The sequence below is a fragment of the Leptospira mayottensis 200901116 genome (assembly GCF_000306675.2).
GTDB classification, from domain to species: domain Bacteria; phylum Spirochaetota; class Leptospiria; order Leptospirales; family Leptospiraceae; genus Leptospira; species Leptospira mayottensis.
The window spans coordinates 1,377,501-1,402,500 of sequence record NZ_CP024871.1 but is presented as its reverse complement, the minus strand read 5'-3'; the positions used below and the strand labels follow the sequence as shown (position 1 = coordinate 1,402,500).

The following is a 25,000-nucleotide window of genomic DNA, read 5'->3' as shown; positions in this document are numbered from 1 at the left end:
ATATTCCTCATCTTTGATCGTGCTTGTTTCAGGCGGAGTCCACTTTTCTTCGGGAAACTTGTCCTTTGGCGTTTTTTCTATGATTTTTCTTTCCTCAAGTCTTTCTTCCTGGGGAATACTTGATTGTGTTTCTTTTGTGTTGGAAGAGAATTCTTCCGGGCTAGTCTTTTGCTTCGAAGTTTCTTTTTCGTTTGCCGAAAATTCTCCCGAGTCTGGAAGACTATTGTCGTTGGGTGAAATCAATGGTTCCGAGTTCATTTCAGGACTTAAGATCACTCGGTCCGTTTTGGAATTGTTCGAGACTTCCTCACCTTCCTTCTTTTTTAAAAATCGGGAAATATCTTCCCGAAAGAGATAACTGTAAACGATCAAGGATCCTAAAAGTAAAACTAAGATTCCGGAAAGTAGGATTTTCAACTGGTCTCGTCTCATTGGGTGTACCTGATTCAAATATCGGTTTTTCGTCTGTTTTTAAGTCTCATTTTCTCCGAATAGAATTCTGTGAGAGCCTTGTTTTTTCCCCGAGTCCTGTTTACCCTTTATCTTTTGGGTTCCATTTCGGGGCAGGTTGATCTTTCTTCCGCTCCGGTAAAAAGAGACGAAGACGAAATGAGCCGAGTTCTGATTTTAGAAAAGATACTATCCGAATGGAAACAATACAATCTTTTTCTTGTGGACTCGTTCGACGGTGCACGACCTTGGGAAATTTATAGAGGAGTTTCTTTTTTAAACGAAATCCGCTTTAATTCTCAGATTCCCGACAACACAGCCTTTCAAAAAGAGAGAGAATTTTATCCCACTCTTTCCGCTGCAAACGATTATCGTTCCATGATGGTTCAGACTTTTTTCGAGAACCCAAAGCATGCCCATTTGGAAATTCGACCTAAAGAAAAAATCAGACTTCCAATCGGGATTCCATCTCGAATCTTTTTTTGGATGTATTCTTCTTCTCAAAACGCAAAATTAGAATTGGTTCTTTATCAGCATAAATCCAAAGAAATCGTGATCGATCTAGGGGATTTGAATTTCGACGGTTGGAAACGGATCGAAAAAAAATTGATGATCCCAGTAAAAAACACCAGACTAAATCAAAACCTGCATTTCCCGTTCGAAGTGGCGGAAATCCGACTAATTCCCGGACCGTTTCAGAAAAAGGGAGAATTCGTTTTTTATCTGGATCGTATGGGCATCCTCGTAGATACAAGAGACAACAGTTATCCCGGTGCGGAGATTAAAGATAACTGGGGTACCGGTCTCTGAAGAATTTTCCGAGTTGTGATGGCTCCTTCGGATCAAAGCGAAAAGTATCCCATCCCATATAATCCGCGGCTTCCACGTTAGTCGCGTTGTCATCGATCAATACGTAGCGCATTCCCGGATAATCGGTTTGAATCCATTGAAAGTATTCCTCCGCCGGTTTACGTGTTCCGAGTTCGCAGGAAAAATACAATTGATCGAACTGGGAAAATACATCCTGTATATCTGGAAATTTTTGAAGCTCCTTGTACCAGGCGGAATAATTACTAGCGAGTACTAATTTATTTCCGCCGCTCTTAAGTAATTTTACGATCCCGACGGTCTCAGGAATCAATCGCACTTTAGAGAACATACATTCCTTAATTTTTCTCGGATCAGGCAAATCGCCGTTTCGATATTCAGGTAAATAAAATCTTTCTAAGAATTCCTCCTCTTCAATGAGTCCCTTTTCGAACTCCAAGAAAGCGCTTCTTTCCCTTCCTTGGGCAAATTTTTCTCTCGATTCGCTAGGAAGCATTTTATAGAGTGCAGAATGAAAGGGATCCTTTATCAAGGTATCCATCAGATCAAAAGCAAATAAAACTCCGCTCATAAACCTATGATTTTTTTATACCAAATCCTGACGATCTTTCTTCTTGTCTTTATCGTTCCTCTCTCTCTCTTATTTCCTTCCATAAGACTTTTTTTTAGAAAACGGTCCGTGGATAAAAAAAGAATTCTTTCCAAGAATTTGGATCTTTCCGGTAAACATACCGTGTGGTTGCACGCAGCTTCCGTGGGAGAATTGGATCAGTGCAAAGCCCTGGCCCATGAGTTTAGAAAATATGATCCGTCCGTATTTTTGATTCAATCCGTTTTTTCCGAAAGTGTTAGAGATTCTCAACTCGAAGCGTTTCCCGCCGATGAAACCTTTCACCTTCCGATCGATTCTCCTTTTGGTTACAACTGGATTTTTTCCCTCTTCCATCCTAAGGTTCTTGTTTTAATGGCTTGGGATACTTGGCCGAATCTTATCCTTTCCGCAAAAAAATTTGGAACCAAGATCATTTTGGGCTCTGCCGTGATTGGAAAACGAAAAAATGGAATCATGGGAAGTTTGACGAAGGCGGTATTTCGTCATCTCGACGGAATTTTTCCTTCGCACAAATCGTTTTACGATGCGTTTCGGGCGCTGGTTCCGGAAAACGTTCCGGTCAAGGTTTTGGGTGATACGAGATTCGATACGGTTTTAAAAAAGATAGAAGACAATAAAAAGGAATTCAAAAGACCCAAGAATTATCCGTATTCGAAAATCATACTATTTGCATCCACATACGAACCTTGCGAAGAATTGATCGCCTCTTTATACGAACTGCTGCGCGAAAAAAAACCGAAATTGTTAAACGAATTCGCGTTTTGGATCTTTCCTCACAAAACATCTCCCGATCGGATCGTTTCGATCGAACATCGTCTGCAAGATGCGAAGATGGAATATCGAACCTGGACGTCCACCCCGTACGAGACTATGACCGCACAGACGATCGTATTCGACGTGTTAGGTATTTTAGCTTTCGCGTATCAGGCGGCGGACTTCGCGTATGTCGGAGGCGCGCTTCACAATCGGGTTCATAACGTTTTGGAACCGGCCACATTCGGCTTACCTTTGATGACCGGTCCGAAAATTTCCAATTCTCCCGAAGCGATGATTTTGAAACAGACGGGCGGCTTGTTTATCGTTTCCAGCCCCGAAGACATATTCCAAGTTTTGAATCTTGCAGAATCGGATCTGAAAACAATTCGAAAGCAAAACCGAGAATTCGTTCAATCGGGACGCGGTGCGGCGAAGCGATTGTTCGAAGAGATCCAGAAGTTGTAATTGAGTGTGTCGGAGTCTCGACAAATTAAGGACGGATGTTACTTGCAAAGAGTATGATTTTCTGATAAATGGAAACTTGCAAGTTTTCCCACTTTGCCCCCACCCTGTGACAGGAAGTGACACTCTGAGCCATTGGACGGTCGATTAAGACCGAATGGCACTCCTCTACCCGACAACTTCGATTCTTCCGTTTTAAGATTCTAAAAATCGAATTTTGAATACCCCTCATCAAAAAATCTATCCAAAGAGACACGTAAAAATTAAAACAGGTCGGCAAACGATTTTTACTTCTTAGATGCAACACGATCGGTTGTTTTTCTCAGTTATTTAGAATTTCATTGTATTCTAATTCATATTTTCCCTGCAAGGCGTCGAAATAAGCTCCACCCAAAACGACGTGAGGATCGAGCGTCGTGATAGGAGTCAGGCTAGGATCGGCTTGAATCTCGAATTGCAATTTGCGATCACGCTCCCATTGAGTGATCGTTTTATAAAAAACGAGTCCCCTTTCGAACCTTGTTTCTCGAACGCCTCCGATTTTTTCGCGAGAAAGAGTCATTTCGATCGGTCTCGGAAATCCCATCGTATAAAAAATCCGTCTTCCGTTTTTTCCAGCTCGGGAATTCGAATGATGTTCTTCCAAATTTTTTCTGGAGTTGCCTTGATCACAATCTTCGTTTCCACGAAGCGGATCTCGTTCAGCAATTCCCAATAGAATTCAAAATATCTGGAGACAAGAGGCAAAGATAGAATCGCGAAAGAACATCGAGAGAACCGTGGAAAAAAACATGAAACAAAATCGATCGCGGCTTTTCCTTTTCGGCCCCGTAAACGGCAAGCAGTCGATCGCACAAACACTCCTCCGTAAGCCATCGTAAGCCCTAAATCCTTTAACGAATGACCCATTGAATTCCTAAAGTTACAAAGTAGGAAGAAGAATCGATCGCAAGCTCATCAGTAAAAAAGAACAGATCCGATTCGAATCGGCAACGTAAAATCTTATTTCGGAGAACGAACGGAATAGTATTCCCCGTTGAAATTCAAAAGTTCCTTTTCGGTAACGTTGTAGTTTACCAAATCCTCTCGGTCGGCGGTGACGATGATCTTAAATCGATTCGGCTCAAAGTAATCCATTCCGGTCGCAGAAGCGTCCCTTACGATCAATCCTTTCGGTAATTTGAATAAACTGCCTTTTTGATCGAATTTGCCTACGACCAAATCCTGTTTCAAGATTCCGAGTTCACCGTTCGGTTTCTCGGGATATCCGTCGAGCAACGTATAAACTTCCTTCAATACGAAAAAAACATTCAAGAATAGGGAAAGAATCAATAATACCGTTCTAATCATGGTTAAACTCCGTTTGATTTTGTAAGAAAAAAACTGCGCCCCGCGCCAGGGATCAAAGCGATGCGAAGCAGTCGGAACGACCGCAGCGTAGCGGAGTCGCGGCGAGCCCGGTCTTTCCGATTGAAATCGGAAAGAGGCGCCCGAATTTTTCCGAGAAATCCCGGCAATAAAAAAGGCTCTCCCGCTTTCGCGAAAGAGCCTTCTATTTCAAGAAATTCTAATTTAGAAATTCTTAATGATGAAACAATCTCATCAAAAGTCCGCCTTGCTGAACGAAAAATTCCGCAAACACGAGGCTTGTGATCGCCATCAATTTGATGAGAATGTTGATCGAAGGCCCGGAAGTATCCTTGAATGGATCACCTACGGTATCGCCTACGACCGCCGCCTTGTGTTGGTCGGAACCTTTACCACCGGCTTTTTTTTCGATGTATTTCTTTGCGTTGTCCCAACCTCCACCGGAATTCGCCGCAGAGATAGCAAGAACCACCCCCGCGACCAACGCACCTGCGAGAACACCCGCGAGAGTTTTCACTCCGAAAAGATACCCGACCAAAATTGGAGTCATGAGAACAAGTAGTCCAGGAAGAATCATTTCTCTGAGTGCCGCCGTCGTGGAAATGTCCACACAACGTTTGTAATCCGGTTTATTTTTCCCTTCCATAATTCCCGGAATCTCACGAAATTGTTTACGAACTTCTTCCACCATGTCAACCGCAGCCTTACCTACGGATTTCATTGTCATAGCAGTGAATAAGAAAGGAAGCATTGCTCCGAACATCAGTCCGCCGAACACTTCCGCATTCAGAACTTCAAGGCTCATGGTGTGAGTTCGCGTGATAAACGCTGCAAAAAGAGCGAGAGAAGTAAGCGCTGCGGAACCGATCGCGAAACCTTTTCCGATCGCCGCAGTCGTATTTCCCGCCGCGTCAAGCGTATCAGTTCTATCGCGAACCTCTTTTCCGAGTTCAGCCATTTCAGCAATCCCGCCTGCGTTATCTGCAACAGGACCATAAGCATCAATCGTTAGTCCGACGGCAATCGTGGAAATCATCCCGAGAGCCGCAATCGCAATTCCATACATCCCTGCGAGAAGGTTCGCGGTTACAATGGTGATTACGAGTAAAATCACTGGAATTACGGAAGAATGATATCCGAGAGATAGTCCATAGATGATGTTTGTCGCCGCTCCGGTGTTAGACGCTTCCGCGACCTCCCTTACTGGCTTGTAAGAATGAGAAGTATAATACTCGGTTACGATTCCGATAAACATCCCCGAGAAAAGACCGACTACCATGGAAATGTAAACGTCCCATTTTCCGATCATCTTTCCGGCGATTTCAAAAGAATCCACCATAAACGTATTCGTTACAAAATACATGATCCCCGCGACAAGTAAGGTGGAAACCCAGAGCTGAACTTTCAAAGCGGATTCTACGTTTCCGCCTTCCTTGACTCTCGCAAGAAAACTGGTCAAAAGAGATGCGGGAATTCCAAAAGCGGAAATAAGAAGCGGGTAAAGAAGAGCGTCCACGGACCCGGAAAGAGCCGATGCGGTAGCACCAATCACAAGCGCCGCACAAGTCGCTTCCGCACAAGAACCGAACAAGTCGGCCCCCATTCCGGCGACGTCTCCCACGTTGTCTCCCACGTTATCCGCAATCGTAGCGGGGTTTCTTGGATCGTCTTCGGGAATTCCTTTTTCTACCTTACCGACCAAGTCCGCTCCTACGTCTGCAGCCTTTGTGTAAATTCCACCGCCTACTCGGGCAAATAACGCCACTGCAGAACCCCCTAAACCGAAACCGGCTAAGGATTCCATGAGGAAATGTTTTTCTATCGTAGGATACATTCCCGTAAAGACTAGAAAAAGGACGGTCATCCCAAGAATTGCAAGTCCCACGAGTCCAAATCCCATCACTGCTCCAGAGTCAAAAGCGACTCGGAAAGCTTTGGATAGTGAAGTTTTTGCCGCTTCCGCCGTTCTTACATTTCCTACAGTTGCAATTTTCATTCCGATAAAACCGGAAAGACAAGAGATTATGGCCCCCGCGATAAACGCAATCGCCGTATGAAGTCCATCATTGAATCCTTCGGTGGCAGGATTGTCCAAAAGAAGAACGATCAGGACTGCCATAAAGGCGATGAATACGGAAATGACCTTGTATTCTCGGACGAGGAAGGCCATAGCCCCTTCGGAGATGGCGGAAGATATTTCTAAAAGTTTTTTCGTTTCTTTTTCGTTACCGCCCGCAGCACCCACTTTGATAGTGGTAACTTTCAGGGCATAAACTACCGCAGTGACGATCGCCAAAATAGACATGGCGATAATAATCGTAACTGAATTCATTCAGTGAAACCTCTTGTTTTTTTTCAATGTTCCGATGTTTAAAAAGATGGGAAGAATTCTACCGAACAGACTACTGGCTGGGAGACTGCTATCCACTTGGTTCTTTTTTGTACTTTGCACAGGTTATTCAACGCTCTATGGGAATTCAACCTTTTCTTATTCGGAGCTGCTCCGACAAGCCCGGGAAGAATTGGATCATCTCCAATACGATAAAGCCCTTCAGAAACTCCAAATTGCCGACTCCCTTGGAAATAAAAGAACCGGCACTTATTACGAGATCGAAGGAAGAGTCTGGATCGGTAAGGGAGATCTAACGACCGCAATGGAAAGTTTCGAGAAAAGTATCGCCCTAGATCCGGAAAATTTTTCCTTGATGGACGAAATTTCTGTAGGCTACGAAGAACTTAAAAAACCGACAAAAGCTTATCAGTTTGCAAGACTCAGCCTTTCTAAAAATCCTGAGAATCCGTCACTTCGGTACAAAATACTGATTCTAAGTTCGAAGCTCGGTAATTTAGAATATTACAACGAAACCCTGAACTGGATTCGTGAAAACAATCCTTATAAAGAAGATCTATCCGCAATCGAAGCGGAAGTAAATACTTCGTACGAATTCGGAAGAATCGACGAAACGATTTCTAAATGTAGAAAATTTCTTCTCCATTTTCCGGACAATCCATTCCTTCATAAAACTCTTCTCTTATCCTTAAAGAAAAAAAAGTCCCCCAACTTGGAACAGTTTCTTTTAGATCGAGCAGCGATCTTTAGAAACGAACCAATCTTTGCCTATCAGGCCGCACTTGAATTTTTGCAAAATCGAAAGTTTAATGATTCTCTCGCAATGTCTAGAAGGGCGTTTTATCTAAGCCTCAAAAAAAGCGGCAATTGTGAAAAAGAAATCCTTTATCCCCTTCATAGAATTTATCGACAACAAGGATCGGTCATTGACGTTCAAGCGATTGAAATTCTTCAGGAAATCAGTGAGCGCAAAATCAATCAAGAATTCTTAGATGCAAAACTCAAACAAACCGGATACAACCGGGAGCTTTTACTTTTTTCCCTTTTTTATCTCCAGAGAAACCCTACTCAGGATTCCAACTTCAAAGCGGAGGAATGGAAATCCCACTTTGCAAAGATCCGAAAACAAAAAGAGGAAGAAGACCTTTCTAAAATTATTTCTCCATTTGCATACGACTCGGAAGAATCCTCTTTTTTATCTGAAAGATAAAAAATTCATCTTTTACTTTCATTAGAGTTGTTGAAAGAGCTCAGATTAACAAAACTGCTTCAATCGACCGTTTCCATAAAACAGAAACAGATGTGCATGTTAGCGATTCAACAAAAATGGCATTTTACAGATTTAAAACGAAAAGTAGGATAAATAAAAAATGGTCCCTACGCGGCGGTCAAAAAATCAAACGAAAGAGTTTCCGAAAAAAAAACTTTGAGCTATCCCAAAAGCTCAGATGTAGGATTTTAAATCGTGATAAAGACGCGTGAAAACCTATAATACAACGTAATTTGCGGGAACTCACACATTCAAAAGACCGAAGACTGGTTTAGGACAAACTCTTAGTTCCTTCTGTTGGTTTTCTTGTTTCGTGATAAATGTTTGACTCACGGTTTTCAAGCCCAGAAGGGGCGCCATTTTGTCTAAAAATCTAAAACACACATTTTTTCAAGTGTCCGACAAGAACGAGACTTTTTACTTGCAAAAAGTATGATTTTCTGATAGAGAAAAATCACCGGAGTCTTCCTGCCACCTCGCTTTGCGACCATTAGGGAGCAATGCGGCTTGAGTTCCCCCTCCATCGCCCAAACGCGGGTACATCCTGGAACATAGGTAACAGTTTAGCCCGGAAACATGGATTACACTTTTAAAGTCCTTGTTACTTCCTTCGTCCGTTCATCGAAGTAACCGATCGTTACAAAACTGAAGAAGATCTTCCAGAGGCCGTCTTTGATGGGTTCAAATCCGATCCTCTCTCCAGCTAAACTCTTCGTAATAAAGTATGTTCTGATCCTTCCAATAAAAACAACCGTCAACGGAATTTCCACTCCAATCGCTTTCGTATTTGTTAACTTACGTTAGAGTTATCGAAAAACCACCTTTGACTTCCTTTCAAAAAATATTTTTTACCTAAACTTTGGATTACAAACAAAACGGACTTACCAACTTTTAGGCTTTTTAGTGTTTCAATCCCAGAAAAAAGGATTTTTACTTTTAAAATATTGCAAAATTTATTCAATTTTAGTGATTCCCTATTTACAAGAATATCACATTAATTAGGTTAGGCTTCGCAAAACGTTTCTTGAAGATCCACAGATTAAAGAAACGTTTGCGACAATCTAAACTAGGAATTCAGGAGAAAAAATGAAACTCAAATCTTTACTTTTCATTTCCTTCATGACGATCTGGGCGGTTCAGTGTACGGGCACGAATATTATGTATATCTATGGTTTCCGTCCCAATACCAACCCAACCAAAGACTATACAATCGGAGCTATGGCCGCTAAAGGAGGTGCTCTGTTTCACGACGCCGTAATCCCAGGCCAAATTGGAGACAACGCCGAAAAAGTGGTTACCGGAAGAGCTTGTTCTAAAAGTATTTTATGGTTAGTATCTTTTGGTGATTCTTCCATCGAAGCCGCAAAAGCAGAAGCTAGAATTACAAAAGTTGCAAGTATAGAATACGAACAAACTGCAATTTTCACTACTCTCTTTCATAAATTCTGTACAGTTGTAACCGGTTCTAGCGAATCCGTAGAAACGAAAACGGATACAAAGTCTGCTACCGGAAAGAAAAAATAAGGAAAGAATCAATATGAAAAAAATCATCATCCTTACTCTCATTATACTCGGGTTTTCGATATTTCTATCAAACTGCGCAACCGGTCCCGTCCAAGGTTTTATCGCAACGGTCAACACCTTTCCGGGGGAAATCAATCGTTCCAACGACGTTCCTACCGTTAAAAAAGCGGAAGGATGTGCGCATAACGTTCTCTATTTAATCACCTGGGGAAATGCGGCAGCCGGTCAAATTGCATTGGACAATAAAATTTCCAAAATCGCGACGATAGACCATTCTACCGTTTCCGTTTTAGGGCTTATTTATAGCAACTATTGCACCATCGTAAGTGGAGAATAATTAAAATGAAAAAATTTATCAGTCTGATCGTAATCTCTCTCTCGGCGTTTTTTATTTCCAACTGCGCAACGAGTATTTTTCCTGCATTGATTTTCAATTCTTCCAGCTACCACGTATCCGGAAACCCGACGGGCGGCCCTACAGATGTAAAGATCGTCAAAAGTGGAAAATCTTGTCATTATTTCTCTATAGTGATAGCTTACTTTTATGGTGGCGGAGAAGGAAGTATTGCAGAAGCAATGAAAGACGGCCAAATTACTAAGGTAGCGGTAGTTGACAAAAATACATTTGGAATTTTAGGACCGATTTTTTCAAGAGAGTGTGTGGTAATCTACGGAGAATAAAAAAGTTTTTTATTTCCTCGTAAATGTAACTAAAAAGGCTCATTTCATTTACTTTTGTAAGGGGATGAGTTCTTTTTTTCTTTTAAGAAAATGGAATATTCCAACCATTGAGCATATACCTCACACGACCAACGTTAGTCGTCGTTCAATGATTTTACTGCTTCGTATTTTTAAATAAATCCTTTAAAAAACCTTTTTCTTTACTTGTAAATTCTGCGCTTTCATTTTTCTTGAAACTGTATTACCGATAACTAAGTAACAAGTACCTATAATTTTGCGTTTATCTAAACCGGAATTTACGCTAAAATTGTAAGGATTCCTTTATGGAGATTAGCATTACTTAAAAAATGCTAATTTTTAAATCTTCATGAAATTTGGATTCGTGTATTTTGATTTGTTTTTGTATTATAACGTGCGTTTTCGATTTAGAATTTGTCCCAAAACTGTCTTCTGTGGGAGCGGCATTGCCGCGACACTGTCCTCCGAATGTAGGAGTTCCCACGGATCATGGCTTTTTGAACATTTACGGGCTTTCGAACAGATTTTATTGTTCGTGCACTCTTGTCGGAGTTCTTACGATTCCAAGGTTTTGGGACAAGTTCTGAATACGGATTCAGCCTGTTTTTTCGGAGAGGAAAAAAATACTTGGAAAAGTCAAAGACCTCCTGTGGATTTTTAGGCGTTTTGGTATTATTTCATTCCAATTCGGCAAAATTCTAAATAGAAAGAGCATATTCCGACACGATGCAACAAATCCCAGGAACTAAAACAACTAAAAATATTACGATCGAAGCAATTTGGTTTTTGGCAATCGTGGGAATCACTCACAATTTCAGGGGATGCCGTTCAATGAACCTAAAGGCTGTCGGAATCATTATACTGTTTACGTTTTCCTGCTTTTCCCAACCACTCATCATACCGAAAGATAAAAATAAAAAACCAAGTTCCAACTTTATGATCTATCCGGCCTATGCAAAAAAATGCGGACTTCTTTTACTCATGTTCATTCTGATCGGAATTAACGATCGTTTTGTAAACGCATATTCAAAAATCGTCAAACAAGCAAAAGGTGGAATCCTTTCCCCGATCACACTTCAAAAATCCTGGCATTACGGCTTTATCGGAACGGGGTATTACAGATATGGTCAACAAAGGGGATAATGAATGAAAAAACGCAAAAAATTAATTTTTTATAATATTCAAAATACAAAAATCTACTTGCTCTTATCAAAAAGTCCGTTCCATCTTTTTATTACTCCCTTGTTCCTCTTTTCCTTCGTAAGTTGTATAGCAATTCGGGTCTATGTTCCACGAAAAGGAAGCATCGCGTACGACGTCAGCAACTTAGACACGATCCCGCACCTTGCGGTTCCAAATCCAAATCTTAATTTCGAAGTCCTCGAATCCCCGACACTCAAGAATGAAACGTTCGCAATTCGAAAACCGTCCCTTTTCTTTCTTGCACCCGAAAAATTGGAAAACGAATACGGCTCCATAGGAACCGTGATTGCAAGGGAATTAGATCGAAACAGAAACGATTATAAAACTGATCAAAAATATAAAATTTATATCAAAGACTTCGAACTCAAAACGATAGATCATTGTTTTTTCGGAAGCGAAACGGAAGTAAAACTAAACATTGAAGTTGTAAACCTTACAAAAAAAGAAAACGTTCTAGATTTTCAATACAAAGATTCTATCTCTTCAAACGTAACCGATTGTCATTTCACTTTGGCCACGACTACAGTTTTGGGATGGTTGATTTATTTACCCTACTTAGGGTTCCGGGGGAATCGAGAGGATCAACTCAATCAACTCGGAAAAACAGCTTTATTAGAATTTTCTGAAAAGCTAAAAATTACTTTAGAACAATCTTCTAAACCAGTTTCTCTCAAAAATCATTAGAATATCTTTTAAGTTTATGAATTCAACCTTAAAGTTCTTGAGCGCTTTTCTTCTCCTTGGATCGTTATTTCTTTCGATCGGATGCACCTACTCCGTAGAGAAAAAATACATATATGCAAAACCGTATTATCCAAACCAAAACTATTTCGATGAAAAAAATCCTCAATTTGAAGAAGGAAAACCGTATTGGTTTTTGGACTTTTTAGGAAATATTTTCGGGGTCTTATCCAAACTGATTCTCTGGAACAAAAAAATGAACAACCATCATTTATCCGAAGAAACGAAGAATTACCTAAAGGACTATATCAATGAAAATAATCTTCAAGACGTAAAAGTCCGCTTTAATCAATATGCTCCGATAGACGATCTTGTCCAGCTTTGGAAATCGGATAATGTTCATCCGATTCTAAAATACACCTTTGGAATCATCAATTGGTTATTCGAAGTTATTATTCCAGGAAGACTTTTTGCAGGGTTCCTTACAGGCGATCACTACAATCCGTATTCAAATACAATCAATCTCTATAGTGATATTCCATCGGTTGTTCTTCACGAAGGCGGACATGCAAAAGATTTCTCACTCAGAAAACACAGATCTTTTTATAGCATCGCCTATTCGGTTCCGATTTTCGGTCCATTGTATGCCGAGGCGCGCGCTTCGGAAGATGCTCTGGGATATCTAAGACACAAATGCGATCTGAAAAATGAATTGATAGCTTATAGAACGTTATATCCCGCTTATGCAACGTACTCGGTAGGACCGATTTTAAGTTCCACAGGTAAACTGATCGGTCTGACGGCTTCGATTCCAGGTCATATCGTCGGTTACAGAAAAGAAAAAAATGTCGAAAAGCAGAAAATTCCCGAATGCAAGCTCGTAGAAGAAATGGCAAAATAAAAACTTCCATTATACTTCTCCCATTTGAGAACCTCCGATGCATATTTTGATCCCTAGGATTATTTTTTAAATAACGTGAGTTTACCAAGATCTATCTCAAATGTGAAAATTCCCATGAAATCAGAAACACTATCATAGATAGACCTTCACCAACTGATGGAGATCTATAGCAAAAAATCGTTTCAAACCGTAAAGAGACGCAATCTGTGGGAACTACTGCTTTCGTTCAGAATAAGAATATATAACTGTAATGTTGTCTTGGCCCTTTGAAACATGGGAGTTCTCACGATTATTTGCAAAAAACATTAGGACATAATCTGCATCGAACTCACCTTATTTTAAGTCTCTTCAATCAATTACCTAACCGCAAATCGTTTGATGGAAATGTTAATTATTCGTGCAAGATAGACTCAGACAAATTGTCTCGTTACCAGAAATTTATCTCAAAATAATGCCCTAGCAATTTCCAAAGGTTTTTGTGAGAGTATTTGAAAAATTGAATCTCATTAGATATAGATTCAAAAGAACTCAAAGAAGGAAAACGAAATCTATAAAAAGAAGTTTTGAATGCAAGATTATAACTTGCCAGCTAAAGCAAAAAACTATTCGAGCAACGAATATATTCGAATTTGGCTGATCCATTTTTGCTTTAAAAACTCGAAGAATATTTTAAGTAGATCGATTATTTTTAGAAATAGCGATAATCATTTGATAAATAAGACTACGAGTTTCTAATGGAATTCCATCATAAAATGAAATCAATGTATCCTCCGCTTTATCATTTGAGATTTTATTCCATAGATAATCACGCTTTTTCATTTTTTTAACGGTTCCGGAATTTTCGTTAAGAGATGAGTTCACTTCAGGACTTCCCTGCCCTTTAATTAACCAAAGACCCGAAATACCGTGCGCTTTTTCTATATCCGCCGCAAGTTTATCTAACAAAGGACGTTTATCGTTGCAAATGTAACTGATATAGTTTTGAGACTTACCTATTGAGGTCGCAAAGTCTTCATCATTCATCGCTAATATGTTTTTAACTGCATAGCGAAGCCGTTTTCCAGGCGAGGAAAAGTCTATATTTGTCAAAGGAATTGTAATAATTTTATTTGCCATATATTCTACGTTAATTCAATTTTGAATTAGAGATCCCTTTTTATAAATTTACTAAAATATCTAACTTATACCCTTTTTATTACAACCTTAAAAATGGATTTAATGAACGGAAATATAAGTTTTTTGCAGAAATTATAAATAAATATTAAGTCTTTAAGTTTATATCCAACTAACATAAATTGTAAAAATTTATCTATGTCCAATTCCTCGGAGTATGAATTTGATTATTTTATTTTCCAACAATAAAATTAAGAAAAGTCCAAGTCTACTAACTAAAATTGAAATGGGATCTTTAGAGTATTCCTTTCTGGTTAGTACTCTTAGAGGATAAGCCAAATACCCAATACAATAGGAAAGAAAAGAAGATCCAAAATATCTCAAAAACAACTTATAATGTCGTAAACTGAACTTTGTGATAAAGTAAAGGAATTTTGAGATCCTTTTTAATCATCTGCTTCGATTTCCTCAAACGGGGACTCTTATCAAATAAAAATTCGATCCCTTACCGATATCCGTAAGATGTTAACCTAACACGTGTTTGGCGGTAAAAATATATACCAAAAATGCCACTTCCACATAAAATCAAACCTTCGCCAAAAAGGAATTCAGTATAAATCGAGATGGATATTTTTTAGGCGATTTTCATACACAATAAAAGATAAACTCTGAAGTAAATCCATTGGCCCGGTAATTCAAAAAAGAAATTGGAAAGATTATTTTGTATCTCGCAAATTCGACCTTCGTTTATAATCCTTTCGACAGACAAATAATCTTACAAACACCCTTATATCACTTGATCTCTAAGGTTTCGATTCCCGACTCAGTGAAAATTTCCTCGTACTTTGAAATGAAAGGAGCCTCTTTCTCAATTCTTTCCTCAATTGCCATTCCTTTAATTTCAGATTCACTGTAAGTTCTTATAAAGTCCCTTACTGCAAGCCTCTGAATAAGTTCATCCCAAAAAATACTGTCCTGATATTCGGTAATAAGATCGGAAATGTCCGTCTTTTCTTCGAACTCTCTGGTAAGATAATGAAGTTCTTCTTCGTTATCATACGCTACCAAATGGGAAACTTCCAGAGCCTTTGCATAAGATAAAACTTGTTGCTCCATATCCTCGAAGGCATCGTACGAATCCAATCTATCCGTAGCAGGTTCCTCTTCATCCAGAATGGAATGGTATAAAAAGCGAGTGATCGCCAAAGATTTTAGAAGGGCTTCGTACTGTTTCCGAGTAAGTTCTATGTTCATTGCAATTCCCATTTCAGAAGGGAAGGTTAGAATTGCCAAATCTATTTCTCCATAAATTGGAGTGAATATCGATTATATTCGATCAAAATGTTTGATTTTAAATAAGAATATAGATTTTAAATCGATAAAAGTTTAAGTTGAACACGTACGAATCCGCAAGTATATTCCCTTTTTATTCTACCATTTTTGGAAAATTATTTTTCGCAGCAAAAAATCTTCTAAAATTGAAAAAGAAAAATCCCAGCTTCTTATTTTTACATACTTTCTCTTCTTACCGAGTTGCCATATAACAGTTCTGCATCTAAATTCTAATAATCAGGATCAGTAGTTGCCCATCTTACTACCGCTTCCTCGTTTCACGATGATACGAATGTCGAGTCTAACACAATTGCAAGTCTAAAATTGTCATTTTACCTACAGGCAAACATGGATGGTTTTAGAGGGAATGATTGTAATTTAAAGCAGCGTTTTTAGAAACTCGGGAAACAAAAACGCTTCCGGCAGATTATCCATGAGCAATAATGCTTTTGGGTCGATAAAATATAAAATTAATTTATTTAAATATATTAATTCCCTAATATAACTCCAGAGCAAGGCGGCATCTTGAATTGTTCAAATTCGTTGTGCTCAAAAACTACGGTGGAAAAGAAATATTTTCCGCAATCCGTTGGATTAGAAAAAACTCTGATCTTTTTCCCGAAATTAAAAACGACCAGTTTACGTTCTTTTTCAAATTCCCTCAAATAGACTAGCATATCTTTCGGAACGTTTTCTTCGATCAATTTCAAAGATCCTTCCTTTAAGGCCCGACTTTTGTTTCTAAGACGAAGAACGTTTTTGTACGTATTCAAGAGGGAATCCCTATCCTCTGATTCGGTCAAAACGTTTCTTTCCCGATAATTCCCATGAACCCGAATCCAAGGAGCCGCCTCCCCACTTGTAAATCCAGCATTCGGTGAATCGTCCCATTGCATAGGAGACCTTGCCCTATCCCGAATGATAACATCCGCAAGTCCCAACATCTCGGAAAACGAATCTCCCAACCAACGGTAAATTCTCGCGAGGGGATCCTGAGCTTCCGTCAATTTAATCGTTTCGTTGGTCATGCCGATCTCTTCCCCGTAGTAAGTGACCGGAACCCCTCTTGCGGTAAATTGAAATAAGGCAACCAACTTTCCCTTTTCAAGATTGTTGTTGATCTTCATCATATAGCGTCTTTGATCGTGATTTCCAAAAACATATGTGGGAATATTCGGATATGGATATACTTCCTCCATTTTCTTGACGATACCCTTAAAAAAGTTCGTTTTGAATTTTAACAATAGGGTTTCGAACAAAAAGATGAGATTCAGACCATCTTTTTTTTCGCCTAAGTAACGTTTGATGATATGATCGTCCCCAGCAACCTCTCCAACCGCAAAACGATCCCCTTCGAACTCGTCCAAAACCGCCCTTAGTTCTTTTGCAAACGCGAAGTTATTCGGATGATTTACGGTATAAACCCTACTCTGAAAATAGCCGTCGTGATCGTTTTCCGAGACGATATATTTAAACCGAAACGGATTATCTCGAAAGTGTTTATCTTTATAGATCGCATGAAAGATATCTAAACGAAAACCATCCACTCCCTTCTTAAGCCAAAAACGCAAAACATCGAACATTGCCTTTTTGACCTCGGGATTGTAATAATTCAAGTCCGGTTGAAACTCCAAAAAACTCGCAAGATACCATTGATCGGTATTAGGATCGTAATGCCAAGCTTTAGGGGTAACGAATGAACTCCAATTATTAGGGGGTTTATTCTTCCCTCTTCCGTCCCTCCAGATATACCAATCCCTTTTGGGATTTTCACGATTAAAGCGGGATTGCTGAAACCAAGCGTGTTCGATGGAAGTGTGATTCATTACCATATCGAAAACGATTTTCATTCCGCGTTTATGAATTTCCTTTATTAGTTTTTCTGCATCTTTAATGGTTCCGTATTCGGGAGCGATCGAATAATAGTCGCTAACGTCGTAACCGTGATCCATTTGAGGGCTTTTATATAAAGGAGATACCCAGATAGTTTCAAACCCAAGATCATGAATATAATCCAACTTCGAAATGATGCCCGGAATGTCTCCGATTCCGTCCCGATTACTATCTGCAAAGGAACGAGGATAAATCTGATAAATCGTGGTCTTTTGCCACCACTTATCGATTAGATAGGAGGATTTTTTTTGGGAAATTGTTTTTTTCGCAGTCATGACTCTTCGGCTTTATGGAAGCTAAAATATTAGAATGAAGGTTGTCAAGGCGGTATTCCTTACAAATCGAATTCGTTTCAACATAAGATATGGATTTATAGTATTCAAACCCATTCTGAATCCTATTTCGATTTTTACAAAAGTTTATTCTTAATTATTCAGACAAATCGTTTATTTTAGAATTTTCAAAACATCCCGTATCTACAATCTGGATTCATGAAAGCGACCTTTTCCTACGATCCGGAAACCGTCCGCAAAGTATTAGGATTCACATCGGATACATGGTTTTATAAGGAATCATCGATTACGACTATTACGACCGCTTCCACCGAGGTGGAAAAGGGTTCTCTTTTTGTTCCTCTCCGAGGGAATCGGGACGGACATGAATTTATCAGAGACGCACTTTCTCGCGGAGCGAGTTCTTTTTTAGTCGAAGAAGACCATCCGATTCGAAAGAACTTCAATTCGGAGGAGCAGGGTAAGGCAATTCCTGTAAAGAACACGTTAGTTGCTCTTGGAAAACTCGCCGCCTTCCACAGATCTCGTTTTAATCCGATCGTAATTGCAGTTACCGGATCCAGTGGAAAAACTACGACGAAGGAAGTGTTAGGAAACTGTTTAAAAAATCTCGAAAAACCCGTATTGGTCGTCACTGAAAAGAATTACAATAACGAAATCGGGCTTCCGTTCACTCTGTTTCAGATTTCCGATCGAACTCGAATCGTAGTATGCGAACTCGGAATGAATCATAAAGGGGAAATTGCAAGGCTCGCTCAAATTGCAAAACCGGATTTTGCTCTAATTACTACAATTGGAACCGCGCACATAGAATTTTTAGGAAGTCAAAAAAACATCGCAAAAGCAAAGGTGGAAGTGGCCGAGGGCTTGGTAAAAGGAGGAAGACTCTTTTATCCAGATACGGGAGAATATTCTAAAATACTAAAAAGAAAACTCCGTCGACACAAAGGTAGATTGATTCTCGTAAAACCGGATCATATATTCTCCGTTCTTCGGAAAAAACCTTCCGGATTCTTATTGGAATACAGGGGGAAAGAGATTGAATGGAATCTACCCGGATATAAACTACTAGAAAATTTAGCGATCGCAATCGCCTGTTTAGAAACGGTCGGAGTTCCTACAGAATGGATTCGAGAAGGAATCTCCACATTTAAATCCGTCGATAAAAGACTGGATTTACAAAAAGGAAAATACTCCGTAATCAACGACACATACAACGCGAATTACGAATCGATGCTTTCATCCTTGGAAGTTGCTGATCAATTCGCAGATGGAAAAGAATTTTACGTAGTTTTAGGAGATATGAAAGAATTGGGAAAACATTCCCAAAAGTTTCACAAGGAACTCGGAAAAAAGTGCTCCGAATTCCAGAATTTAAAAGGACTTTTTACGTTTGGAACCGACTCTCTTTGGATTCGGGAAGAATTTGTTAAACGAACAGTCCTTCCCAGATTTTCCGAACATTTTGCCGGAACCGAGGAAGGACTTGTAAAACTCGTTCGGAAATTTTCGCAAACGGTTCCGGAAGGTTCCGTCGTTTTAGCAAAAGCTTCACGCGGAATTCAACTGGAGCGCTTCGTAGATTCCCTTCCTGTTTAATACTTGCAAACACCACAATCGAAAGAAACATCTTCAACAGGAGAAAAGACTTGAGCGTAAAAGTGGCAATCATCATGGGAAGTCATTCCGATTGGGAAACGATGAGAGAAACCGAATCGATCTTAAAAGAATTCGGCGTATCTTTCCACAAAGAAATCGTGTCCGCGCATAGATCTCCCGAGTATATGTTAGAATTTTCTAAATCGGCAAAACAAAACGGTTATTCCGTAATCATCGCAGGGGCTGGGGGAGCCGCCCATCTTCCAGGAATGGTCGCTTCGATGACCACACTTCCTGTACTCGGAGTTCCCATACAAAGCAAAACGTTAAACGGCTTAGACAGCCTTCTTTCCATCGTTCAAATGCCGGGAGGTGTTCCTGTCGGAACTCTTGCAATTGGAGTTGCCGGTGCAAGGAACGCAGGTCTGCTCGCGATAAGAATCCTTTCTCTCCAAGATTCTAAACTTTCCGAAAAACTTGAGCAATATCGAAATCAAATTCGAGAGGATGCTCTTTCAAAAAACAAGGACCTCTTGTGAAAGATAACAATGTTTTAGCTCCAGGTTCCAGGCTTGGGGTAATGGGGTCAGGACAACTCGCGAGAATGTTCTGTTTGGAAGCGATCCCTTTCGGGTACGAGATTTCCGTTTATTCTCCCGAAAAAAATTCTCCTGCTGCGGGAGCCGGGGCAAAATCGCACGTATTTGCATACGAGGACGAAGAAGCGTTGGTCGTTTTTTTGAAAAGTATAGACGCCCTTACATTCGAATTTGAGAATATTCCAGAAATTGCACTTTCTACGATAGATAAATTTTCGGAACAAACCGGGCTCAAAGTTCATCCTTCCCCAAATTGTATTCGAATCGCGCAAAACCGATGGAAGGAAAAAACCTCTTTTCGAAAAGCAGGAATTCCAACGGTAAACTTTTATCCTGTTTTTACGGAAAAAGATAAACTCTTTGTTCTTTCCAACGTGAAATTTCCCTGCATACTCAAAACGAACACGATGGGTTACGACGGAAAAGGACAAATCCAGTGTAAGACCAAGGAGGAACTCTCCTCTGCACTTTCTGCTTTAAAAGAACTCAATCATATCGTGGAAGAATTATTTCCGTTTACCGCAGAAGCTTCCGTAATTTTAGCGAGGTTTGAAAACGGAAAAATCCTGAACTTTCGTCCTTCTAGAAACGTTCATAAAAATCAGATCTTAGATCTCACGTTTTATCCAGGAAATTTTTCGGAAAAGATAGAAACCGAACTGGTAAACTACTCTAAAAAATTGGCGGAAAAGATCAACTATGTGGGAGTTTTCGGAATTGAATTCTTCATCAAAAACGAAGAAGTTCTTTGTAACGAATTCGCTCCAAGACCACATAATTCGGGACATTTTAGTCAAAACTCGGGAACCCTTTCTCAATTTTCCCTTCAATTGAGAACTCTTTGCAATTTACCTTGTCCGAATAAAATCCCGGCAAAGCCGATTACGATGAAAAACATTCTCGGAGAGGACTACAAACCAGATTCTCCGCTTTGGAATAGTGTATTAGAAAATCCTTATTATCATCTTCACCTTTACGGAAAAGCCGAAGCTCTCAACGGAAGGAAGATGGGGCACTGGAACTATTCTGGTCCTAATCCTGAATCCGCTTTTTCAAACTGGAATTAACTTTTCCAATCAATTACTCAAATATCCCAGATCCTGAAATACGAAATTATTCTTAAATCGGCAAAAGGATAAAAAGGAACAAAATTGTTGCCCTCATCATAATCGAGTTCAATATCTTCTTTCCTTTCTATTTCGATCAGTTGACAGAGAGTCTTTCGGTTTTAAGATCGACCTCATGAAAATTACAGACGACGTTTTTAAGAATGCACTTTCACATTTTCCATCCGGCGTTACCGTCATTACATATTCTCATCTCGGAAAACACGGCGGGCTAACCGTTAGCAGTTTCAGCTCTCTTTCACTCAATCCCCCTCTTGTTTTATTTTGCCTTCAGAAGAATATAACCAGTCACGATCCGATTCATGATTCCGGTAAATTTATCGTGAACATTCTGGCGCAAGGACAAGATTCCATTTCCAATCAATTTGCCTCGGGAAAAATCGATAAACATATTCTCATTGAAGAACTTAAATGTAAAACGGGAGAGCTGGGAATTCCTATTTTGCCCGGAATTCTTTCTCATATCGAATGTGAAGTGGAACGGTTTGTAAGCGGAGGAGATCACTCTATCGTAATCGGAAAAGTAATTTCCGCTGGGGCGGAAGACAGTTTGAGACCTTTGTTGTATTATAGAAGGGATTACTATTCGATTTAGATTAGAATTCCCTTTATCAAAAAATAAAAACGGTCCTTTGGAAAAAGATTGATCATTCTTTTTCGATTTGGATTTTCTTATATTTAAGTAAATTATAATCTACTTAAATATCTTATTCCAAAACCTTAAAGAAAAGAAGTTACGATCATTCAATAAGCTCGTAAAAATATAGGAGCCATCACGGATTACGACTCTTTGATAGTTTACGGGCTTTCTAACAGATTTTATAATTGTTAAATTCTTGTTGGAGTTCCTACATCGGTTTTGGGACAGACTATTAGGGTAAAATTTCAAGAATTAAATATTCCGCCCCTAAACATGATCGCAAAACTTATAGGCGGTTCATTTTCAAAAAACGTAGAACGGCAGACTTTGAACTCGTACCAAACTTATTTCTGAGATATTCTAATTAAAACGGAAGCGGATCTTTCAAGTTTGCCACACAAATTTTTACAATTCTAAAAACATCAAACTAAGTAGCACGCTCTCAAAAGCCTATATGATAGGAATCAATAGTAGGATTTTAAAATACGGTAAAAGCCGTCGATACGACGTAATCCGTTAGAACCATTCTGTTATTGGCAACTTAAAAATCATGATCGCAATTCCTCTTCAGATTTTGGGACAGATTTCCCGTTAAAAAAATCATACATTCGACTTACCGATTGAAAAATATTGAAATCCTTTTGTTTTCATCAGTTCGGGAGAATACTGATTCCTTCCGTCAAAAATAACCCGATTTTTCAAAAGATTTTTGACCTTTGAAAAATCAGGTTCTCTGAATTCTCTCCATTCGGTTAGGAGTAATAAAGCATCCGCACCATTCAAAGTGGAATATGCGTCAGTCGCATATTCCACTTTTCCTTCAAAATAAACTTTTGAGGTTTCTTTCGAGACCGGATCGTATACGCGCAATTTTACGTTTTTATCATATAATTTCAGAAGCAGGGGAATTGAAGGAGCTTCTCTCATATCGTCAGTACCGGGTTTGAAAGAAAGCCCCCAAACCGCAAAGGTCATTCCGGAAAGGTTAGATTCTCCGTAGAACTTTACGATTTTCTCATAGAGTCTGAGTTTCTGAGCCTCGTTGACCTCTTCCACTTTACGGATGATTCGAAGAGGAGAACCTTCGTCTTCTGACGTTTTGATCAAAGCTCGAACATCCTTAGGAAAACAAGAACCGCCATATCCAATCCCGGCGTATAAAAACTGTCTCCCAATTCTAGAGTCGGTTCCCATCCCTTTACGAACGTCCTCGTAATTTCCTCCGACAACCTCGCAAAGGTTTGCGATTTCGTTGGCAAAGGAAATCTTAGTCGCAAGAAACGCGTTGCACGCGTATTTCGTAAGTTCCGCCGAAACGACTCCCATTCTTAAGATAGGATTTCCATTAAGGACGAAAGGGGCATAAAGTTGTGCAATCAAATCGCCAGCTTTTTGGGTTTCGGAACCGATCACGACTCTTTCGGGACGCATGAAATCGTCGATCGCTGCGCCCTCTTTCAAAAATTCCGGATTAGAAACAACGTCAAATTCTTCCTTGGTTTCACTTGCAATAATCGCTTTCACTTGGGCCGCAGTTCCGACCGGTACCGTAGATTTATCCACAATGACCTTGTATCCGTTCATAGACTTACCAATTTCTTTTGCCACCGCAAAAACCGCGGAAAGGTCGGAAGAACCGTCCGGTAAAGTAGGAGTTCCCACAGCGATAAAAATGATATCCGACTTCTGCACTCCCTCGCCGAGAGAGGTGGTAAACTCAAGTCTTTTTTCCTTCCAGTTGGTCAAGACCAACTCGGAAAGTCCCGGTTCATAAATAGGAATGATACCTTTTTTAAGATTTGCGATTTTTACTTCGTCTTTATCGACACAAATCACATGATTTCCATATTCTGCAAAACAAGCACCCGCGACAAGACCTACATATCCGCTTCCAACCACACAAACTTTCATATTGAGAACCAGAATTCCGATCTTTCCAGGTTGAGAAAGAAAAAAATAAATCAGAAAGAAGTGTCTTTTTTGAATCTACTTTGTACCGGAAGCCAAGCAACCCCTTCAAATTTAGGTAAACTTAAACGTTCCAACTCGAAGGAAAGAATTCCGTCTTTCCAAAGATAACTATTTTCAACATGACTATCTCCTTCGTGTAAGGCGATACCAAGAGAATATTTGCCTGCAGAAAAATTCAAGGGAAGTCGGAAGCTGGCCGAAACGGATTCCCCCGCATGAATATTTTTCAGCGAATTTCCGAGATGATATGTGTTCGTTCCAAAGACCCGGATTCCCCGAGAGTCATCTATATGGAAACCCACGGTGAGATCCGGAATATTCCTCTTGAATATTACATGGACTGAAATTTCCACTTCGGAACCCACGGGAAAAATTTGCGGGTCCACCCGATCTTTGTATTTTAAACCCTCTGCACGGTTCCGATTGATTCGATCCGAAACTTGTTGTAAATCTTGTATCGGTAAATTTCCCGGATATAATTCTATAAGATCCAAATCCACGGAAAGACTTTCTACAATAGAATCTTTTGGAAATGGAAAAACGACGTCCTGTCCGCTCGTCGAACCCGCAATGATTTGCATGTATTCCCGAAAACCATCTACGGGATTCCCATCGAAAACCAATTTACCTTTTTCCAAAATCAAAACACGGGAACATATCGATTTTAAAAGTTCAAGATCGTGGCTTACAATCAGAGTCATAGTCCCCTGTTCCTGGAAGGAACGAAAACGTCTAAGACATTTTTGCTGAAAACTGGCGTCACCCACGGCGAGAGCCTCGTCCACGATGAGGATGTCGGGCCTTGAAAAAGTTGCAAGAGCAAACCCAAGACGCATGACCATTCCGGAAGAATATTGTTTAATTGGAATATTCTTAAATTCTTGTAGACCGGAAAATTCGAAAATCCCGTCCATGGAAGATCGGATTTCGTCTGGACTAAGTCCCCAAACAAGACCATTGTAGTAGAGATTCTCTTCTCCCGAAAGTTCCGGATTAAATCCCACCCCAAGTTCCAGAATGGAACGAAGAGATCCAGTTCTTAAAATTTTTCCGGATGCGTAAGACGACACACCTGTGAGAACTTTTAAAAGAGTGGATTTTCCGGCACCGTTTCTTCCGATCAAACCTACGATTTCTCCTGGAGAAACTTGAAAGCTTACGTTTTTAAGCGCGTCAAATTTGATGTCGTTTCCTAAAAATCCAAGAGAAAGAACGTTTAAAATTCTTTGAAAAGGTCCGCTATAACCGGCATAAACCTTATTTAGATTTTCTACTTTTAAACTCAAAGATGATCCAAAATAACGGAATGAAATTTAGAACGGCTCAAA

Annotated in this window: 24 protein-coding genes (2 of these 24 only partly in view); 13 read left to right on the top strand and 11 right to left on the bottom strand. The window is 39.8% G+C overall.

What is annotated here, in order from left to right; genetic code table 11:
• Positions 1–417, bottom strand: partial view of a hypothetical protein gene (locus LEP1GSC190_RS06235; RefSeq protein WP_002760757.1) — the 5' portion only. It extends 285 nt beyond the left edge of the window; 417 of the gene's 702 nt are visible here — the first part of the coding sequence; the start codon lies at positions 415–417; its stop codon lies beyond the left edge, outside the window.
• A gap of 93 nt (positions 418–510) precedes the next feature.
• Here LEP1GSC190_RS06235 and LEP1GSC190_RS06230 point away from each other — a divergent pair, with 93 nt between their 5' ends.
• Positions 511–1,260 carry a flagellar filament outer layer protein FlaA gene (locus tag LEP1GSC190_RS06230; protein ID WP_002760686.1) on the top strand — a complete coding sequence of 250 codons (750 nt, stop codon included), beginning with the start codon at positions 511–513 and terminating at the stop codon, positions 1,258–1,260.
• Here LEP1GSC190_RS06230 and LEP1GSC190_RS06225 read toward each other — a convergent pair.
• The gene (locus LEP1GSC190_RS06225) at positions 1,232–1,849 is read right to left on the bottom strand and encodes an HAD family hydrolase (RefSeq protein WP_002760815.1); all 618 of its coding nucleotides are present in this window, start codon (positions 1,847–1,849) and stop codon (positions 1,232–1,234) included. The two genes, LEP1GSC190_RS06230 and LEP1GSC190_RS06225, sit on opposite strands and share 29 nt — an antisense overlap.
• A gap of 6 nt (positions 1,850–1,855) precedes the next feature.
• Here LEP1GSC190_RS06225 and LEP1GSC190_RS06220 point away from each other — a divergent pair, with 6 nt between their 5' ends.
• Positions 1,856–3,112 (top strand): 3-deoxy-D-manno-octulosonic acid transferase, encoded by a 1,257-nt coding sequence (locus tag LEP1GSC190_RS06220; protein WP_004280517.1) that lies wholly within the window; start codon positions 1,856–1,858, stop codon positions 3,110–3,112.
• A 319-nt stretch (positions 3,113–3,431) separates the two neighbouring features.
• On the opposite strand, the gene LEP1GSC190_RS06215 is transcribed toward LEP1GSC190_RS06220, so the two are convergent.
• The 3 genes from LEP1GSC190_RS06215 to LEP1GSC190_RS06205 all read right to left on the bottom strand — a co-directional run bounded on the left by LEP1GSC190_RS06215 (position 3,432) and on the right by LEP1GSC190_RS06205 (position 6,782).
• Positions 3,432–3,824 (bottom strand): hypothetical protein, encoded by a 393-nt coding sequence (locus tag LEP1GSC190_RS06215; RefSeq protein ID WP_162882178.1) that lies wholly within the window; start codon positions 3,822–3,824, stop codon positions 3,432–3,434.
• A gap of 287 nt (positions 3,825–4,111) precedes the next feature.
• Positions 4,112–4,459, bottom strand: a complete 348-nt coding sequence (locus tag LEP1GSC190_RS06210) for a hypothetical protein (RefSeq protein ID WP_004280037.1) — start codon at positions 4,457–4,459, stop codon at positions 4,112–4,114.
• Positions 4,460–4,691: 232 nt separating this feature from the next.
• The gene (locus tag LEP1GSC190_RS06205) at positions 4,692–6,782 is read right to left on the bottom strand and encodes a sodium-translocating pyrophosphatase (RefSeq protein ID WP_002760848.1); all 2,091 of its coding nucleotides are present in this window, start codon (positions 6,780–6,782) and stop codon (positions 4,692–4,694) included.
• A gap of 40 nt (positions 6,783–6,822) precedes the next feature.
• On the opposite strand from LEP1GSC190_RS06205, the gene LEP1GSC190_RS06200 reads away from it, so the two are divergent.
• The 7 genes from LEP1GSC190_RS06200 (at position 6,823) to LEP1GSC190_RS06170 (ending at position 13,105) form a co-directional block, all read left to right on the top strand.
• On the top strand, positions 6,823–8,037 hold the full coding sequence (locus LEP1GSC190_RS06200; protein ID WP_002760636.1) for a tetratricopeptide repeat protein: 1,215 nt from the start codon (positions 6,823–6,825) through the stop codon (positions 8,035–8,037).
• 1,146 nt (positions 8,038–9,183) lie between these two features.
• On the top strand, positions 9,184–9,621 hold the full coding sequence (gene lsa14 / locus LEP1GSC190_RS06195; protein WP_004280218.1) for an adhesin Lsa14: 438 nt from the start codon (positions 9,184–9,186) through the stop codon (positions 9,619–9,621).
• Between the two features lie 13 nt (positions 9,622–9,634).
• Positions 9,635–9,958, top strand: a complete 324-nt coding sequence (locus tag LEP1GSC190_RS06190; RefSeq protein ID WP_004279912.1) for a TRL-like family protein — start codon at positions 9,635–9,637, stop codon at positions 9,956–9,958.
• 5 nt (positions 9,959–9,963) lie between these two features.
• Entirely contained in the window at positions 9,964–10,302 is a 339-nt protein-coding gene (locus LEP1GSC190_RS06185) for a TRL domain-containing protein (protein WP_002726362.1), read from the top strand.
• Positions 10,303–11,046: 744 nt separating this feature from the next.
• Complete coding sequence (locus tag LEP1GSC190_RS06180) at positions 11,047–11,463, top strand: hypothetical protein (RefSeq protein ID WP_002760796.1); 417 nt, start codon at positions 11,047–11,049, stop codon at positions 11,461–11,463.
• 3 nt (positions 11,464–11,466) lie between these two features.
• Positions 11,467–12,207, top strand: a complete 741-nt coding sequence (locus LEP1GSC190_RS06175; RefSeq protein ID WP_002760711.1) for a hypothetical protein — start codon at positions 11,467–11,469, stop codon at positions 12,205–12,207.
• A 16-nt stretch (positions 12,208–12,223) separates the two neighbouring features.
• A complete protein-coding gene (locus LEP1GSC190_RS06170; protein WP_002760800.1) occupies positions 12,224–13,105 on the top strand; it encodes a hypothetical protein in 882 nt (293 codons plus the stop codon).
• Between the two features lie 669 nt (positions 13,106–13,774).
• Here LEP1GSC190_RS06170 and LEP1GSC190_RS06165 read toward each other — a convergent pair.
• From LEP1GSC190_RS06165 to LEP1GSC190_RS06155, 3 genes are all read right to left on the bottom strand, one after another.
• A complete protein-coding gene (locus LEP1GSC190_RS06165; protein WP_002760640.1) occupies positions 13,775–14,221 on the bottom strand; it encodes a helix-turn-helix domain-containing protein in 447 nt (148 codons plus the stop codon).
• A gap of 789 nt (positions 14,222–15,010) precedes the next feature.
• The gene (locus tag LEP1GSC190_RS06160; RefSeq protein WP_086004775.1) at positions 15,011–15,472 is read right to left on the bottom strand and encodes a hypothetical protein; all 462 of its coding nucleotides are present in this window, start codon (positions 15,470–15,472) and stop codon (positions 15,011–15,013) included.
• Between the two features lie 566 nt (positions 15,473–16,038).
• On the bottom strand, positions 16,039–17,718 hold the full coding sequence (locus LEP1GSC190_RS06155; RefSeq protein WP_004280288.1) for an alpha-glucosidase: 1,680 nt from the start codon (positions 17,716–17,718) through the stop codon (positions 16,039–16,041).
• A 216-nt stretch (positions 17,719–17,934) separates the two neighbouring features.
• Between LEP1GSC190_RS06155 and LEP1GSC190_RS06150 the strand changes: the two genes are divergently transcribed.
• From LEP1GSC190_RS06150 to LEP1GSC190_RS06135, 4 genes are all read left to right on the top strand, one after another.
• Entirely contained in the window at positions 17,935–19,335 is a 1,401-nt protein-coding gene (locus LEP1GSC190_RS06150) for a UDP-N-acetylmuramoyl-tripeptide--D-alanyl-D-alanine ligase (protein WP_002760752.1), read from the top strand.
• A 50-nt stretch (positions 19,336–19,385) separates the two neighbouring features.
• Positions 19,386–19,874 carry a 5-(carboxyamino)imidazole ribonucleotide mutase gene (gene purE, locus LEP1GSC190_RS06145; protein ID WP_002760630.1) on the top strand — a complete coding sequence of 163 codons (489 nt, stop codon included), beginning with the start codon at positions 19,386–19,388 and terminating at the stop codon, positions 19,872–19,874.
• Entirely contained in the window at positions 19,871–21,001 is a 1,131-nt protein-coding gene (locus tag LEP1GSC190_RS06140) for a 5-(carboxyamino)imidazole ribonucleotide synthase (RefSeq protein WP_036034921.1), read from the top strand. The genes purE and LEP1GSC190_RS06140 overlap by 4 nt, the downstream gene beginning before the upstream one ends.
• A 175-nt stretch (positions 21,002–21,176) precedes the next feature.
• On the top strand, positions 21,177–21,656 hold the full coding sequence (locus LEP1GSC190_RS06135; RefSeq protein WP_002760703.1) for a flavin reductase family protein: 480 nt from the start codon (positions 21,177–21,179) through the stop codon (positions 21,654–21,656).
• A gap of 645 nt (positions 21,657–22,301) precedes the next feature.
• Here LEP1GSC190_RS06135 and LEP1GSC190_RS06130 read toward each other — a convergent pair.
• The 3 genes in view from LEP1GSC190_RS06130 to LEP1GSC190_RS06120 are tightly spaced (at most 50 nt apart) and all read right to left on the bottom strand, a layout consistent with a single transcriptional unit that may run on beyond the window.
• Complete coding sequence (locus tag LEP1GSC190_RS06130) at positions 22,302–23,612, bottom strand: UDP-glucose dehydrogenase family protein (RefSeq protein ID WP_004279922.1); 1,311 nt, start codon at positions 23,610–23,612, stop codon at positions 22,302–22,304.
• A 50-nt stretch (positions 23,613–23,662) separates the two neighbouring features.
• Positions 23,663–24,958, bottom strand: a complete 1,296-nt coding sequence (locus LEP1GSC190_RS06125; RefSeq protein ID WP_004279980.1) for an ABC transporter ATP-binding protein — start codon at positions 24,956–24,958, stop codon at positions 23,663–23,665.
• On the bottom strand, positions 24,955–25,000 hold the 3' end of the coding sequence (locus LEP1GSC190_RS06120) for an ABC transporter permease (RefSeq protein ID WP_002760807.1). It continues 710 nt past the right edge of the window; 46 of the gene's 756 nt are visible here — the last part of the coding sequence; its start codon lies beyond the right edge, outside the window; it ends in the stop codon at positions 24,955–24,957. Before LEP1GSC190_RS06120 ends, LEP1GSC190_RS06125 begins: the two co-directional genes overlap by 4 nt.